Here is a 13,317-nt window from a genome sequence, read left to right as displayed (position 1 = left end):
AACATACAGGAAGAGGCGCCCCGGGCGATCCGGCAGCTTCGCCCGAGCCGTGCCGATGTTGTCGAACACCGTTCTCTATATCTTCATTGAACGGCAATGACGTGTCGTTGGCAACCCCACTTGACCGAGCAGCTGCTACATGGCGTTACCACAAGAGGCCTCACTGGCCCGTAAAGGTTCCATCTCGATAGTCGCTCAGTGCCTGCTCGATCTCGCGCATGTCGTTCATCACGAAAGGGCCATAGTGGGCGATCGCTTCACGGTGGGGCGTGCCGGCCAGAATCAGGCACTGGGCCCCATCCTCACTGCGCAGCAACAGGGTCTGGCCTTCCTCGAGTCGCGCCAGTTGACCGGCCGCGACGGTGTCATCCGCCACGGTCAGGGTGCCTTCGAAGACATAGATCGCCAAGGTTTCGTCGGCGGTTTCCAGGTTCAGGACGCCGCCCGCCGCGAGTCGCGCATGGCCGACGGCTCCGTTGCCCGCCAGGGCATTCAGCGGACCCTCCACCGCTTCGCCATCGGTCGCCCGCCAGCGGCCGCCCAGTGCTATCAGGTCGGCGTCCTGTCCTATCAGGTGCGGCATCTCGTCGCTGCGGACGTCCCGATAGGTGGCCGGACTCAGCTTGTCCCTGGCAGGCAGGTTGAGCCACATCTGGAACCCGTGCAGCCCCCGGCTATCGGTCAGCGGCATTTCCGAGTGCACGATACCGCGTCCGGTATGCATCCACTGGGCATCGCCTGCCCGAATGGTGCTGGTGTGGCCCAGGTGGTCTTCGTGGGTCAGTCCGCCATGTAACACGTAGGTCAATGTCTGGATGCCCCGGTGGGGGTGCGACGGGAAGCCGCCAAGGTAATCGTCAGGACTGTCGGAGCCGAGTTCGTCCAGCATCAGGAATGGGTCGAGGCCGCCGCCGAAATCATGAATGCGCTGAATCTTGACGCCATCGCCATCTTGACTGGGCTGGCTGCGCATCAAGCGGTCGACGCGACGTGGGTGTGACAAATCGCTCATGTGACCTGCTCCAATCTCAAGGATATGTCTGGCATTCTAGGACGGGATTTTCGAAAATTAAGCGCATAGTTTCGCACCCATTGTTCGAGGAAATCGAAAATGTCGCGTGTCACATTGGCCCAATGGCAAATGCTGGCGGCAGTCGTGGATCATGGCGGATTTGCCCGGGCCGCCGAAGTCGTGCACAAGAGCCCGTCGACGCTTAACCACGCCGTCCATAAGCTGGAACAGCAACTGGGCGTTCAGGTCCTCGAGCCTGCGGGACGACAGGTTCGGCTCACGGAGGCCGGCGAGATGCTGTTGCGCCGGGCGCGCCAGTTGATCGAGAGCGCCGAGGCGCTGGAGGACGTGGCGGGCCGACTTGCCGAAGGTCTGGAGGCCGAAGTGGTACTGGCGGTGGATCAGATATTTCCTCCCCGTGCCCTGGCCGTGGCGCTGAGTCGTTTTTCCGCAGCCTTTCCCCATGTCCGGGTGCAGTTGCATGAAACCGTATTGAATGGCGGTATCGAGATGCTCTATGACGGACGGGCCGACCTGGCGGTGTCCGGTCTCGCGGCTCAAGGGTTCCTGGGAGAGCCGCTGGTGCAGGTGCGATTCCTGGCGGTGGCTCACCATGACCACCCGCTGCATGCGCTTGGCCGCCAGCTCGACCTGCGCGACCTGCAGCGCTATCGACAGCTGGTGGTGCGGGACTCGGCACAGCGTCAATCGATGGACGCCGGCTGGCTCAAGGCCGAACAACGCTGGACGGTCAGCCATCTGGAAACGTCCATCGACATGGTCAGGCGGGGCCTGGGGTTCGCCTGGCTGCCGGAAACCCGAATCGGCGTTGACCTGGATGCGGAGACCATGCGCCCCCTGCCACTGGCTACCGGTGGGGCACGTCTCGTGCCCATGCAGATGTTCTTCCGTGATCGGGATCGGGCAGGCCCCGCGACCCATGCGGTGGCGGAAGCGCTCCAAGACGCGGTCGAGAGCAATGTCCCTGGTGATTCGATATTTTCGAAATGACCAAGGGAAAAACTGCGCTTGAGCGTCGAGTAAGCTGGCTTAAGCTGTGGGCAGACAAAATTCCTGACCAGGAGCGCCTCATGGGCCTGTTGATCGACGGCAAGTGGCACGACCAGTGGTATGACACCAGCCAGCATGGCGGTGAGTTCGTGCGTGAGTCTGCAAAGCTGCGCGACTGGGTTACCGAAGACGGCCGTCCGGGCCCGAAGGGCCAGCCCGGGCTGCCGGCCGAGGCCGATCGTTTCCATCTCTATGTCTCGCTGGCCTGTCCCTGGGCGCATCGCACCCTGATCATGCGGCGGCTAAAGGGGCTCGATGCACTGGTCGGGGCCTCTCACGTCAGCCCACTGATGCTCGACCAGGGCTGGAGCTATCATGAGGACGAGGGCGCCAGCGGCGATCCGGTCAATGGCGTGGAATTCCATCGCGAACTCTACACCCTGACCGACCCGCGCTACACCGGCCGGGTAACGGTGCCGGCGCTGTGGGACAAGCGGGAAGGGCGTATCGTCAATAACGAGTCGGCCGACCTGGTGCGCATGTTCAATGATGCCTTCGACGGCCTGACCGGCAATCGCCTGGACTTCTATCCGCAGGAGTTGCGCGAGACCATCGATGCGGTCAACGAGGATGTCTACGAGCACATCAACAACGGCGTCTACAAGTCGGGTTTCGCCACCGAGCAGGCGGTCTACGAGACGCATGTGGTGGCGCTGTTCGAGGCGTTGGATCGCGTGGAGGCGCGACTGGCCGGTAGTCGTTACCTGGCCGGCGAATGGCTCACCGAAGCCGATATTCGTCTGTTCACCACCCTGGTGCGCTTCGACGCCGTCTATCACGGCCACTTCAAGTGCAACCTGCGGCGTATCGAGGACTACCCGAATCTGTCGAACTACCTGCGCGAGCTCTACCAGTGGCCGGGCGTGGCCGAGACGGTGAGCATGGACCATATCAAGCGTCACTACTATTACAGTCACGACACCATCAATCCGACGCGTATCGTGCCGAAAGGGCCGCTGCTCGACTTCGATCGGCCCCACGACCGGGAACGCCTGGCGGGGAAGGGGATTCGCGAGAAGGGGTGAGACGGTGACCTCCGTGGCGTCCTGTCCCCGGCGCCGCTTTGCGCTGGGACTTACCGGCACGGCAGGCTTCCGGGGATCAGGCGTTCTTCGCCAGCCACCTGTCCAGCGCATTGGCGAACTCGCGCCGGTCGGTGTCGGTATACCCCTTGGGTCCGCCGGTGTGCTCGCCGCTGGCACGCAGGGTCTCCATGAAGTCCCGCATCTGCACCCGCGCCTTGATGTTGCTCTTGTCGAGCATCTCGCCACGAGTGGTCATCACCGCCGCGCCCTTTTCGATGGCCTCCATGGCCAGGGGCAGGTCGGAGGTGAACAGCAGATCGCCGGGGGCGAGGCGGGCCACGATCTCGTTGTCGGCGGCATCGAAGCCATGGCTCACCGCGAGTGACCTGACGCAGCGTGAGGGCGGCAGGGGAATCGTATGATTGGCCACGAACCAGGTCGGTGTGGCGGTACGCTCGGCGGCGCGCACGATGATCTCGCGCGCCACCTTGGGGCAGGCGTCTGCATCGACCCACAGCGTTGGCATGGACAAGCTCCTTGACGGTTTCGCAAGGCCGTAGCGTTGAAAGTGCTGGCCAGGGGGGCGTGCCAATGGTAGCATGCGTCCTCCTCGCATGTGCTGACCCCGCCATCATGACGATTCGCCGGCGCTGAAATTGCCTGAGCCGAATCACCGAGACCTGCGGTCATCTTCCGACAGTGTCCGAGATGTGAAGATGGAGCGCCACCAGATGCCGCCAACCGGCGACATCGGCGCAGAAAGGTCGCCTTAGCGGTTCGCCAGTCCTTTGGACGCGAACCGGATGCCAGGTGCGACCGGCGTCCCCGATACCGTGACTCGCTCTGCCCTTCGGCCAACGGTGGCCCTCGACAAGCGCAGTGCGCCCGACCGTTCTTTTGCGTCGGGGATGCCTCAATGTGATTTGCCGGCCCCTGCCGGCCTACCAAGGTGTGATTGATGACCTCGACTTCTGTCGCTTCGCCGAGCTTCGGCGATCTTGCTCTGTTGCCTGCCGTTCTCTCCGCTGTGGAAACCCTGGGCTACGAAACTCCTTCACCTATCCAGATGCAGACCATTCCTGCACTGCTGGAAGGCCGTGACATGCTGGGCCAGGCCCAGACCGGCACCGGCAAGACCGCTGCCTTTGCACTGCCGATTCTTTCTCGTCTCGAGCTGAGCCGCCGCGAGCCCCAGGTACTGGTGCTGGCGCCGACCCGTGAGCTGGCCCAGCAGGTGGCCGTGTCGTTCAGCAAGTACGGCCAGAACCTCCAGGGCCTGGAAGTGGCCACCCTGTGTGGCGGCCAGGAATACCGCGAGCAGTTGGGTGCGCTGAAGCGTGGCGCCCAGGTCGTGGTCGGCACACCCGGCCGTGTGATCGACCACCTGGACCGCGGTAGCCTCAAGCTCGACGGCCTCTCCGCCCTGGTGCTGGACGAAGCCGACGAAATGCTGCGCATGGGCTTCATCGACGACGTCAAGCGTGTGGTCGCCGATACGCCCAAGGATGCCCAGCGGGTCTTCTTCTCCGCCACGCTTCCGACCGAGATCGAGCGCATCGTCAATCGCTACCTGGTCGATCCGGTCAAGGTCGTGATCGAAGCCAGCGTGGGGACTGCCGCAAGCATCGACCAGCGCCTGGTGCGCGTCGAAGGTGGCGCCAAGCTGGAAGCCCTGTCACGTATCCTCGAGGTCGAGCCCGTCGACGGCGCTATCGTCTTCGTGCGGACTCGCGCCGCCTGTACCACCTTGATGGAGCAGCTCTCCGCCCGGGGTGTCAACGTGGCGAGCCTCTCCGGCGATCTGGATCAGAGCCTGCGTGAGCGCACCATCACCCGTCTGAAGCGTGGCAAGGTCGACGTGCTGATCGCGACCGACGTGGCCGCTCGTGGCCTCGACGTGGCGCGCATCACTCACGTCATCAACTATGACCTGCCCCAGGACAGCGAAGCCTACACCCACCGTATCGGCCGTACCGGTCGCGCGGGTCGGACCGGCATCGCAATCACCTTCGTCGGCTCTCGCGAGATCCGCAAGGTACGCTGGATGGAGCAGGCCACCGGTCAGCACATGGCCGATATGCCGATTCCCGATGAGGCCGCCATCCGCGCTCATCGTGACAATGCTTTCTTCCTGCGTACTCAGGGCGCACTGACAGCCGGTGCCGAGGAACAGCGTGCCTTGATCGAGCGCCTGGTCGCCGAAGGGCACGATCCGATCGAACTGGCTTGCGCCTTTGCCGCCATGGCTCGCGCCGATGAAACACCGATCGGTCGTATGCAGCCGCCGCGCAAGGACCGCAACGAGCGTGCCGAGCGTTCACCCCGTGACGGCAAGCCGCCGCGTCGCCGTGAGGGCGGTCCCAGCGAGGGCATGACCCGCTATCGCGTGGCCGTGGGTCACAAGGATGGCGTGAAGCCGGGCCAGCTGGTCGGCGCCCTGGCCAATGAAGGTGGCATCGAAGGGGCCCGTATCGGACGCATCGATATCCGCAACGCCTTCTCCGTGGTGGAGCTGCCGAGCTCGCTGCCGGCCAGCATCCTTGCCAAGATGGCGCGCGCCCGGGTCGCCGGCCGTCCGCTTGAAATCAGCGAGGACAGCGGTGCTCCCGAACGGGCCCCGCGTCGTCGCCAGGATGGCGATGCGCCGATCCGTCGTCGCACCACTGCCTGACAGCCCATGATCGCCAGCCAGGCGATCGAGAACGAAATGACCCAGGTCGGGAAATCCCGGCCTGGGTTTTTTTCTTTCTCTTTTTTGATTGCCATACTACCATACTAGTTATGTCGGCAAGGTGACGACCCTGCTGCAACCACGAGACGGGAAGAACGCGCATGGACAACGGTCTGCAGGCCCTATGGCAGGACACTCACGACAGAGGCTCGGTACGCCAACGGCTCTACCGGGTGCTGCGCCTGTCCATCATTCGCATGGTGTTGGCGCCAGGCCAGGCGCTATCCGAAAAAGAGCTGGCCGATATCTTCTCGGTGAGTCGACAGCCGGTGCGAGAGGCCTTCATAAGGCTGTCGGAAGCGGGGTTGGTCGAGGTGCGTCCACAGCGTGGCACCTACGTGATACGGATTTCGCAACGGGCCGTGCTCGAAGCGCGCTTCGTGCGCGAAGCCGTCGAGGTCGCGGTGGCGAAGGAGGCTGCCGAGCAGGGGCTGGACGATCGCACGGTCGATGACCTGCATGAACTGATCGAGCGTCAACGGCGCTGCATCGAGACTAACGACTACGACCGTTTTTTTCAGCTCGACGAGGATTTTCACCGTTCGCTGTCACTAGGCGCGGGGCATACCGCGGCCTGGCGTGTCACCGAAGAGGTCAAGGCACAGCTCGACCGGGTGCGCTACCTGAGCATTCCCGAGTCGACACCGATCGCCAAGCTGGCCGACCAGCACTCGATGATCGTCGAGGCCATTGCCGGCCGGGATCCCGAAGCGGCCAGCCGAGCCATGCGTCTCCATCAGCGCGAGATACTGCAATCGCTGCCCGAACTCATGCGCCGTTTCCCCGAAATGTTCGATGGAACTTCCACCGCTGTCGTCAGCGACAACAACACGCCATACCGTTCGACACGATAACCACAACATGATGCACGCCAGGAGACTCACATGAAGACATCCGCACTCGTCTCGGCCATTGCCCTGGCCGTAGGCGCCAACCTCGCCCACGCGGCCTATCAGTTGAACCTGTCCTCGGCACTGAGCTCCCAGGACCCCATCGTCCAGGCCATGGAGAGCGCCAGGCAGGCGATCGAACAACGCTCCGAAGGAGAACTGATCGTCAACGTCTTCCCCAACAGCCAACTCGGCTCCGACGAGGACGTGGTCGAGCAGATCCGCAGTGGCGCCAATATTGCCATCCTGATCGATGCCGGCAGGCTTTCCGAATACCAGCGGGAGCTGGGCATTCTTAGCGCGCCCTACCTGGTGGAGGACCACAGCGATTACGACCGGATCACCTCGTCCGACCTCTACCTGGGATGGGTCGAGGGTCTGGCCGAGAGCAGCGGCCTGCGCCTGCTCAACTACAACTGGTTCCAGGGCTCCCGCCAGATGCTGACACAGAAGCTCATCGAGACCCCGGACGACCTGCGCGGGGTGCGCGTTCGCACCATCAACTCGCCGGTATGGGTCAAGACCATTGAGGCGATGGGCGCCACGCCAACGCCGCTACCGTGGTCGGAAGTCTACTCGGCGCTGCAGTTGGGCTCGATCGATGGCGCCGAGGCGCAACTGACCGCCGCCGAAGGCCAGAACCTGCATGAGGTCACCAGTCACATCGCCCTTACCGGTCATATCCACCTGATGACCGGCATCGCCACCTCCGAACAGTGGTATCGGTCGCTGCCCGAGGAACTGCGCACCATCCTCGACGAGGAACTCACCAAGGCTGGCGAGGAAGCCAGTCAGGCCACCGTCGATGCCCAGGATGCCGTGCGTGAACGCATGGAGGCCGAGGGCGTGACTTTCACCGAGGTGGATGTCGAGGAGTTCCGCGAGCGGGTCAGTGGCGTCTATGAAGAGCTCGGTTACGACCAATACCGTGAGGAGCTGGTAGCAGGGGGGTGATCCCCCTCCTGGCGCAAGAATAACAACTGGCTGCGGCCGGCCTGAGCCGGCTGTCCCCGACACTCTGCCAGACGGACCTCCGGGGTCGAGGATTCTTTATGTGGCGTTGGTACGATCGAATCGAGGAGTGGCTCGCCATCCTGCTGCTCGGCGGCACTTCATTGGTCATGCTGGTCAGCTCGACGGCGCGGGCCATCGGCCAGCCCTTTGCCGGAGGCGCCGAGCTGGCCCAGTTCCTGTTTATCTGGACTGCCGTGCTGGGTGCGGATATCACCCTGCGTCGCGGGGGCCAGGTGCGCATCGATGCGCTGGCTGTGCGCCTGCCGCCGCTGCTCCAGTGCCTGGCCGCCGGCCTGTGCCTGGTGCTGATGCTGGGCTTCCTGTTCCTGTTGGCGTGGTACGGCTTTCCTCTGGCGCTTTCCAACTGGCAGCGTCCGATGGGCGTGGCCGGGTTGAGCTATGGCTATATCACCCTGGCCCTGCCGGTGGGCGCGATGCTGATGATCGTTTCGCTCACGCGTCGCATCGCGGCCAAGGGTATCGTCTTCAGCCTGGCTCCGGATGACGAAATTGTGGAGGAGCCGTTATGACGGCCGCGCTCCTGCTTGGCTTGGGCCTCGTGTTGATGGCCATCGGCATGCCCGTCGCCTTCGCCATCGGCATCGCCGGGTTCACCTACTTCTTCCTCCCCGATACCTTTCTGCCGATCAATATCGGGGCACAGCGTATCGTCTCCGCGACCCAGTCGTTCCCGTTGCTGGCGGTGCCACTGTTCATCTTCATCGGTCACTTGATGAATGCCAGCGGCATCACGCCCCGCCTGATGCGTCTTTCCACACTGCTGGCCGGGTGGATGAGCGGTGGTCTGGCCCAGGCCAGCCTGGTATTGAGCACCCTGATGGGGGGTGTCTCGGGCTCGGCAGTGGCCGATGCCGCCATGCAGTCGCGGGTGCTGGGGCAGGGGATGATCAAGGAGGGCTATAGCCCCGGCTTTTCCGGTGCGGTGCTTTCCATCGGAGGGCTGATCACGGCCACCATCCCGCCCAGCATTGGTCTGATTCTCTACGGCTACCTCGGCGAGGTGTCGATCGGCCGGCTGTTCATTGCCGGCGTGGTGCCTGGTTTCCTGCTCATGATCGCGCTGATGGTGACCACTCACTTTGTCGCCAAGCGGCGCGGCTACACGCCGGTGCGCGAAGGGCTCCCCTCGGGGCGCGAGGTTCTCAAGGCTGCGCGCGGCAGCATCTGGGCACTGCTGTTTCCGGTATGGCTGCTGGTCGGCATTCGCTATGGCCTGTTCACCCCGTCCGAAGCGGGCGCCTTCGCCGTGGCCTACGCGCTGTTGGTGGGATGCGTGATCCACCGCGAGATGGGGCTCAAGGAGGTCATCGCGGCGATGCATGCCAGTGTGCGTGATATCGGCATGATCATGTTGATCATCATGTTCTCCGGCATCATCGGCTATGTGGTCTCATTCGAACGGGTTCCCCAGACCATCGCCGAGCTGACGCTGGGTGTGTTCTCCAGCCAAGTGACGCTATTGCTGACGCTGGCCGTGCTGCTGGTGCTGCTCGGCATGCTGCTCGAGGCCACCGTGGTGGTCATGCTGCTGACGCCGATCCTGGTGCCGGTGATCAAGGCGGCGGGTATCGATCCGGTGCACTTCGGCCTGGTGATGATGACCCTGGTCACCTTCGGTGGCATGACGCCCCCGGTGGGCATCTCGATGTATACCGTCTGCGGCATTCTGCGTTGCTCGTTCATCGAGTACAGCCGTGAGCTGCTGCCGTTCGCCATCGCGGTGCTCGTGGTAGTGCTTGGCATCATCGCCTTTCCCGACATCGTACTGTTCCTGCCCAACCTGCTGATGGGCTGACACTGGTTCCAGGGCAAGTCCCGATAACGGCGGAGTGTGCCATGACCTTCAATGACAGAATCGACTTCATGGGGCCGGATTTTCTGCTCGAGAATGAGGCGGCCCGACGTCTTTATCACGAGCATGCCGCCTGCATGCCGGTCTGCGACTACCACTCGCACTTGAGCCCGGTCGAGATCGCCGGCAACGTACAGTTCGACAACCTCACCGAGTTGTGGCTCAAGGGCGATCATTACAAGTGGCGTGCGATGCGCTGTGCCGGCATCGATGAACGCCGCATCACCGGTGACCGTGATGACCGCGAGCGCTTTCAGGCCTGGGCGGAAACGGTGCCGGATTGTCTCGGCAATCCGCTCTACCACTGGACGCACCTGGAGTTGCGCCATCCGTTGGGTATCGAGAATACGCTGCTCTCGCCTGAGACCGCCGAGGAGATATGGACCGCCTCCCGCGCGCGTCTGTCGACCCCGGAGTTGCGCGCCCAGGGCATCCTCGACAGCTTCAATGTCCGCACGGTATGCACCACCGATGACCCGGTCGATCCGCTTGACGAGCATCGCCGTCACGCCGTGAGCGGCAAGGGGCCAACCATGCTGCCGACATTTCGAGCCGATGCCGTGCTCAAGATCGAGCAGCCCGGTTTCGTCGATTACCTTGGGGAGCTGGAGGCGGCCAGCGGCGTACCGATCCGGCGCTTCGACGACCTGCTCGCGGCGCTCGGCCAGCGACTCGACCATTTCGCCGCACACGGCTGCTGCCTGTCGGACCACAGCCTGGAGAAGCCGGTGTTCGTGGTGCCGCCCACGGTGGCTGAGCTCGACCGACTGATCGACCGCCGGCGTCAGGGTGCAGCGCTGACCGCTGAGGCATCCGGCGGCTTTACCACTGCGGTGCTGCTATGGCTGGGGCGCGAGTACGCCCGTCGCGGCTGGGTGATGCAGTTGCACCTGGGGGCGTTGCGTAGCCTGAGCCAGCGCGGCCTGGCCGAGATCGGCCCCAACAGCGGCTTCGATGCCATCGGCGATGTGACCTACGCCGAACCACTGGCGGCGATTCTCGACACACTCGACCGCGACAGGGCATTGCCACGTACGGTGGTCTACAACCTCAATCCGCGCGACAACGAGATGCTTGCCAGCCTGGCGGGCTCCTTCCAGGGCGATGGCATTCCCGGCAAGGTTCAGTTCGGGGCGGCCTGGTGGTTCAACGACCAGCGTGACGGCATCGAGCGCCAGCTCACCACCCAAATGCAGTTCGGCCTGCTGCGCAGCTTCGTGGGGATGCTCACCGATTCGCGCAGTCTGTTGTCGTTCTCGCGTCACGATTACTTCCGCCGCATTTTTTGCCAGATGCTCGGCGCGCAAATGCAGCGTGGCGAGCTACCCAACGATACCGATCGTATCGGCCACCTGGTGCGTGCGGTCTGCTACGACAACGTGCAGCGCTATCTCTTCGAGCGTTGAGCGGTACCTTTCATTACTTCGACGGAGCAGCCATGAAAATCAGTGATGCCTATGTGATCGTTACCTCGCCGGGACGCAACTTCGTCACCTTGAAGATCGTGACCGAATCGGGCACCCATGGTATCGGCGATGCCACCCTGAATGGGCGTGAGCTGTCGGTGGTTGCCTATCTCGAGGAGCATGTGGTTCCCGCCCTGATCGGGCGGGATGCCAGCCGTATCGAAGACATCTGGCACTATCTCTACCGGGGTGCCTACTGGCGACGTGGGCCGGTGACCATGTCTGCCGTATCGGCGGTGGACATGGCGCTATGGGACATCAAGGCCAAGACGGCCAATATGCCGCTCTACCAGCTGCTCGGGGGCAAGAGTCGTGAGCGAGTGATGACTTACGCCCACTGTACCGGCCGCGATATCGAGAGTTGCCTTGAGGAAGTCGAGAAACACGTCAGGCTCGGCTACCGTGCGGTACGGGTACAGGCCGGCGTACCCGGCATTGCCACCATCTACGGCGTTGCCAAGCGTGAGGGCGAGCGCTACGAGCCGGCGGACTCGGAGATTCCCGCCGAACATGTGTGGAGTAGCGAAAAATATCTCAATCACGTTCCCAAGCTGTTCGCCGCGGTGCGCGAACGCTTCGGCGACGAGCTCCACGTGTTGCACGACGTGCACCACCGGCTGACCCCTATCGAGGCGGCGCGGCTGGGCAAGGAGGTCGAGCCCTATCACCTGTTCTGGCTGGAAGATTGCGTGCCGGCCGAGAACCAGGAGAGCTTCCGCTTGATTCGTCAGCACACCACCACACCGCTGGCGGTGGGCGAGGTGTTCAACTCGATCCATGACTACCGCGAACTGCTCCAGAACCAGTGGATCGACTACGTCCGCACCCCGCTGACCCACGGTGGCGGCATCACCCATCTGCGCCGCATCGCCGACCTGGCCGCGCTCTACCACGTGCGTACCGGCTTCCACGGCCCGACGGATCTCTCGCCGGTATGCCTGGGTGCGGCGATCCACTTCGATACCTGGGTGCCCAACTTCGGCATCCAGGAGCATATGCCCCACGAGGCGATCACCGATGAGGTGTTCCCCCACGACTACCGCTTCGAGGATGGTCATTTCATCGTCGGTGAGATGCCGGGACATGGCGTGGACATCGATGAGGCATTGGCGAAGCAGTACCCCTACACGCGTGCCAGCCTGCCGGTCAATCGGCTGGAAGACGGCACCCTGTGGCACTGGTGAGGAGGTAACCGCCCATGAAAGCGTTTCAGGTCAAGGCCCCCCTGGACTATCGGCTCGCCGAGGTCGAGGTGCCGGGAGTGGCCGCCGGCGAGGCACTGGTACGCGTCGCCTATGCCGGCATCTGCGGCTCGGACATGCACATCATCCATGGCGACAATGCCTTCGTGCGCTTCCCGCGCATCACCGGGCACGAGTTCGCCGGCATCGTCGAGGCGGTGGGCGAGGGTGTGGCGGAGGTGGCCGTGGGCGACCGGGTCTGCATCGATCCGGTGATCAGCTGCGGCGGCTGCTACCCCTGCCGCATCGGGCGCCCCAACGTGTGCACCGCCCTGGAGGTGATCGGCGTGCATCGCGACGGTGGTTTCGAGGAACTCGTCGCCGTGCCGGCCGCCAACCTGCACCCGTTGCCCGAGGGGCTGGGGCTGGATGCCGCCGCCCTGGTGGAGCCTTACACCATCGCCGCCAATGTCCTCGACCGGATGCAGCCACACCCGGGGGATCGTCTGCTGGTGTTCGGTGCCGGGGTGATCGGCCTGACCATCCTGCAGATGGCCCGGGCCAAGGGCATCGACGAGGTGATCGTCACCGACGTGATCGACGAGCGCTTGGTCACGGCTCGTGAGCTTGGCGCGTGGCATACCGTCCACGGCAGCCGCGATGACGTCGAGGCCGAGGTGATGCGCCTGACCGGCGGAGAGGGCCTGCCGCTGATTGCCGATGCCGCCTGCGTGCCGGCGCTGTTGCCGTCGATGCTGCGCCTGGCCTCGCCGGCCGGACGCATCGGCCTGCTGGGCTTCGCTCCCACGCCGAGCGACCTGGTGCAGCTCGAGGTGATCAAGAAGGAGCTGACCCTGGTGGGGTCGCGCCTCAACAACCGCAAGTTTCCGGAGGTGCTGGCGCTGATGGCCGAGGGGCGTCTCGACCCCCTGACGCTGGTCAGCCATCGCCTGTCGTTCGCCGAGATGCCGGGCGCTATCCACATGCTCGAGCACCATCCTGAAAAGGCCCGCAAGGTACTGATCCAGATCGGTGCCTGACGGCCGGTGCTGAT

Annotated in this window: 12 protein-coding genes; 10 read left to right on the top strand and 2 right to left on the bottom strand. The window is 63.8% G+C overall.

The features are described 5' to 3' along the window. Positions 1–160 precede the first annotated feature (160 nt). Complete coding sequence (locus C1H69_RS21205; RefSeq protein WP_205738578.1) at positions 161–1,012, bottom strand: pirin family protein; 852 nt, start codon at positions 1,010–1,012, stop codon at positions 161–163. 99 nt (positions 1,013–1,111) lie between these two features. Here C1H69_RS21205 and C1H69_RS21200 point away from each other — a divergent pair, with 99 nt between their 5' ends. Both C1H69_RS21200 and C1H69_RS21195 read left to right on the top strand, forming a co-directional pair. Next, complete coding sequence (locus C1H69_RS21200) at positions 1,112–2,023, top strand: LysR family transcriptional regulator (protein WP_102655372.1); 912 nt, start codon at positions 1,112–1,114, stop codon at positions 2,021–2,023. Between the two features lie 80 nt (positions 2,024–2,103). After that, complete coding sequence (locus tag C1H69_RS21195; protein WP_102655371.1) at positions 2,104–3,108, top strand: glutathione S-transferase family protein; 1,005 nt, start codon at positions 2,104–2,106, stop codon at positions 3,106–3,108. A 76-nt stretch (positions 3,109–3,184) separates the two neighbouring features. Here C1H69_RS21195 and C1H69_RS21190 read toward each other — a convergent pair whose 3' ends face one another. Next, on the bottom strand, positions 3,185–3,634 hold the full coding sequence (locus tag C1H69_RS21190; RefSeq protein ID WP_102655370.1) for a YaiI/YqxD family protein: 450 nt from the start codon (positions 3,632–3,634) through the stop codon (positions 3,185–3,187). 432 nt (positions 3,635–4,066) lie between these two features. Here C1H69_RS21190 and C1H69_RS21185 point away from each other — a divergent pair, with 432 nt between their 5' ends. The 8 genes from C1H69_RS21185 to C1H69_RS21150 all read left to right on the top strand — a co-directional run bounded on the left by C1H69_RS21185 (position 4,067) and on the right by C1H69_RS21150 (position 13,303). Next, complete coding sequence (locus C1H69_RS21185) at positions 4,067–5,779, top strand: DEAD/DEAH box helicase (RefSeq protein WP_102655369.1); 1,713 nt, start codon at positions 4,067–4,069, stop codon at positions 5,777–5,779. A 161-nt stretch (positions 5,780–5,940) separates the two neighbouring features. Beyond that, positions 5,941–6,693 (top strand): GntR family transcriptional regulator, encoded by a 753-nt coding sequence (locus C1H69_RS21180; protein ID WP_102655368.1) that lies wholly within the window; start codon positions 5,941–5,943, stop codon positions 6,691–6,693. Positions 6,694–6,723: 30 nt separating this feature from the next. Further along, on the top strand, positions 6,724–7,683 hold the full coding sequence (locus C1H69_RS21175; RefSeq protein ID WP_102655367.1) for a C4-dicarboxylate TRAP transporter substrate-binding protein: 960 nt from the start codon (positions 6,724–6,726) through the stop codon (positions 7,681–7,683). Between the two features lie 98 nt (positions 7,684–7,781). After that, complete coding sequence (locus tag C1H69_RS21170; protein WP_102655366.1) at positions 7,782–8,273, top strand: TRAP transporter small permease; 492 nt, start codon at positions 7,782–7,784, stop codon at positions 8,271–8,273. Beyond that, entirely contained in the window at positions 8,270–9,559 is a 1,290-nt protein-coding gene (locus tag C1H69_RS21165; RefSeq protein WP_102655365.1) for a TRAP transporter large permease, read from the top strand. Before C1H69_RS21170 ends, C1H69_RS21165 begins: the two co-directional genes overlap by 4 nt. Positions 9,560–9,600: 41 nt before the next feature. Further along, positions 9,601–11,022, top strand: coding sequence for a glucuronate isomerase (gene uxaC, locus C1H69_RS21160; RefSeq protein WP_102655364.1), 1,422 nt, complete (start codon positions 9,601–9,603; stop codon positions 11,020–11,022). A gap of 32 nt (positions 11,023–11,054) precedes the next feature. Continuing rightward, a complete protein-coding gene (gene manD / locus C1H69_RS21155) occupies positions 11,055–12,266 on the top strand; it encodes a D-mannonate dehydratase ManD (protein ID WP_102655363.1) in 1,212 nt (403 codons plus the stop codon). 14 nt (positions 12,267–12,280) lie between these two features. Then, entirely contained in the window at positions 12,281–13,303 is a 1,023-nt protein-coding gene (locus C1H69_RS21150) for a Zn-dependent oxidoreductase (RefSeq protein ID WP_102655362.1), read from the top strand. Positions 13,304–13,317: the final 14 nt, after the last annotated feature.

The sequence above is a fragment of the Billgrantia endophytica genome (assembly GCF_002879615.1).
In the GTDB taxonomy this organism is placed as follows: domain Bacteria; phylum Pseudomonadota; class Gammaproteobacteria; order Pseudomonadales; family Halomonadaceae; genus Halomonas; species Halomonas endophytica.
Note: the sequence above shows the minus strand (reverse complement) of the source record. Positions and strands in the feature narration are given on the sequence as shown.

Excerpts from the sequence above, each read along its gene's own strand:
- C1H69_RS21205 (WP_205738578.1), bottom strand. The coding sequence starts at position 1,012 with ATGAGCGATTTGTCACACCCACGTCGCGTCGACCGCTTGATGCGCAGC.
- C1H69_RS21200 (WP_102655372.1), top strand. The coding sequence starts at position 1,112 with ATGTCGCGTGTCACATTGGCCCAATGGCAAATGCTGGCGGCAGTCGTG.
- C1H69_RS21195 (WP_102655371.1), top strand. The coding sequence starts at position 2,104 with ATGGGCCTGTTGATCGACGGCAAGTGGCACGACCAGTGGTATGACACC.
- C1H69_RS21190 (WP_102655370.1), bottom strand. The coding sequence starts at position 3,634 with ATGCCAACGCTGTGGGTCGATGCAGACGCCTGCCCCAAGGTGGCGCGC.
- C1H69_RS21185 (WP_102655369.1), top strand. The coding sequence starts at position 4,067 with ATGACCTCGACTTCTGTCGCTTCGCCGAGCTTCGGCGATCTTGCTCTG.
- C1H69_RS21180 (WP_102655368.1), top strand. The coding sequence starts at position 5,941 with ATGGACAACGGTCTGCAGGCCCTATGGCAGGACACTCACGACAGAGGC.
- C1H69_RS21175 (WP_102655367.1), top strand. The coding sequence starts at position 6,724 with ATGAAGACATCCGCACTCGTCTCGGCCATTGCCCTGGCCGTAGGCGCC.
- C1H69_RS21170 (WP_102655366.1), top strand. The coding sequence starts at position 7,782 with ATGTGGCGTTGGTACGATCGAATCGAGGAGTGGCTCGCCATCCTGCTG.
- C1H69_RS21165 (WP_102655365.1), top strand. The coding sequence starts at position 8,270 with ATGACGGCCGCGCTCCTGCTTGGCTTGGGCCTCGTGTTGATGGCCATC.
- uxaC (WP_102655364.1), top strand. The coding sequence starts at position 9,601 with ATGACCTTCAATGACAGAATCGACTTCATGGGGCCGGATTTTCTGCTC.
- manD (WP_102655363.1), top strand. The coding sequence starts at position 11,055 with ATGAAAATCAGTGATGCCTATGTGATCGTTACCTCGCCGGGACGCAAC.
- C1H69_RS21150 (WP_102655362.1), top strand. The coding sequence starts at position 12,281 with ATGAAAGCGTTTCAGGTCAAGGCCCCCCTGGACTATCGGCTCGCCGAG.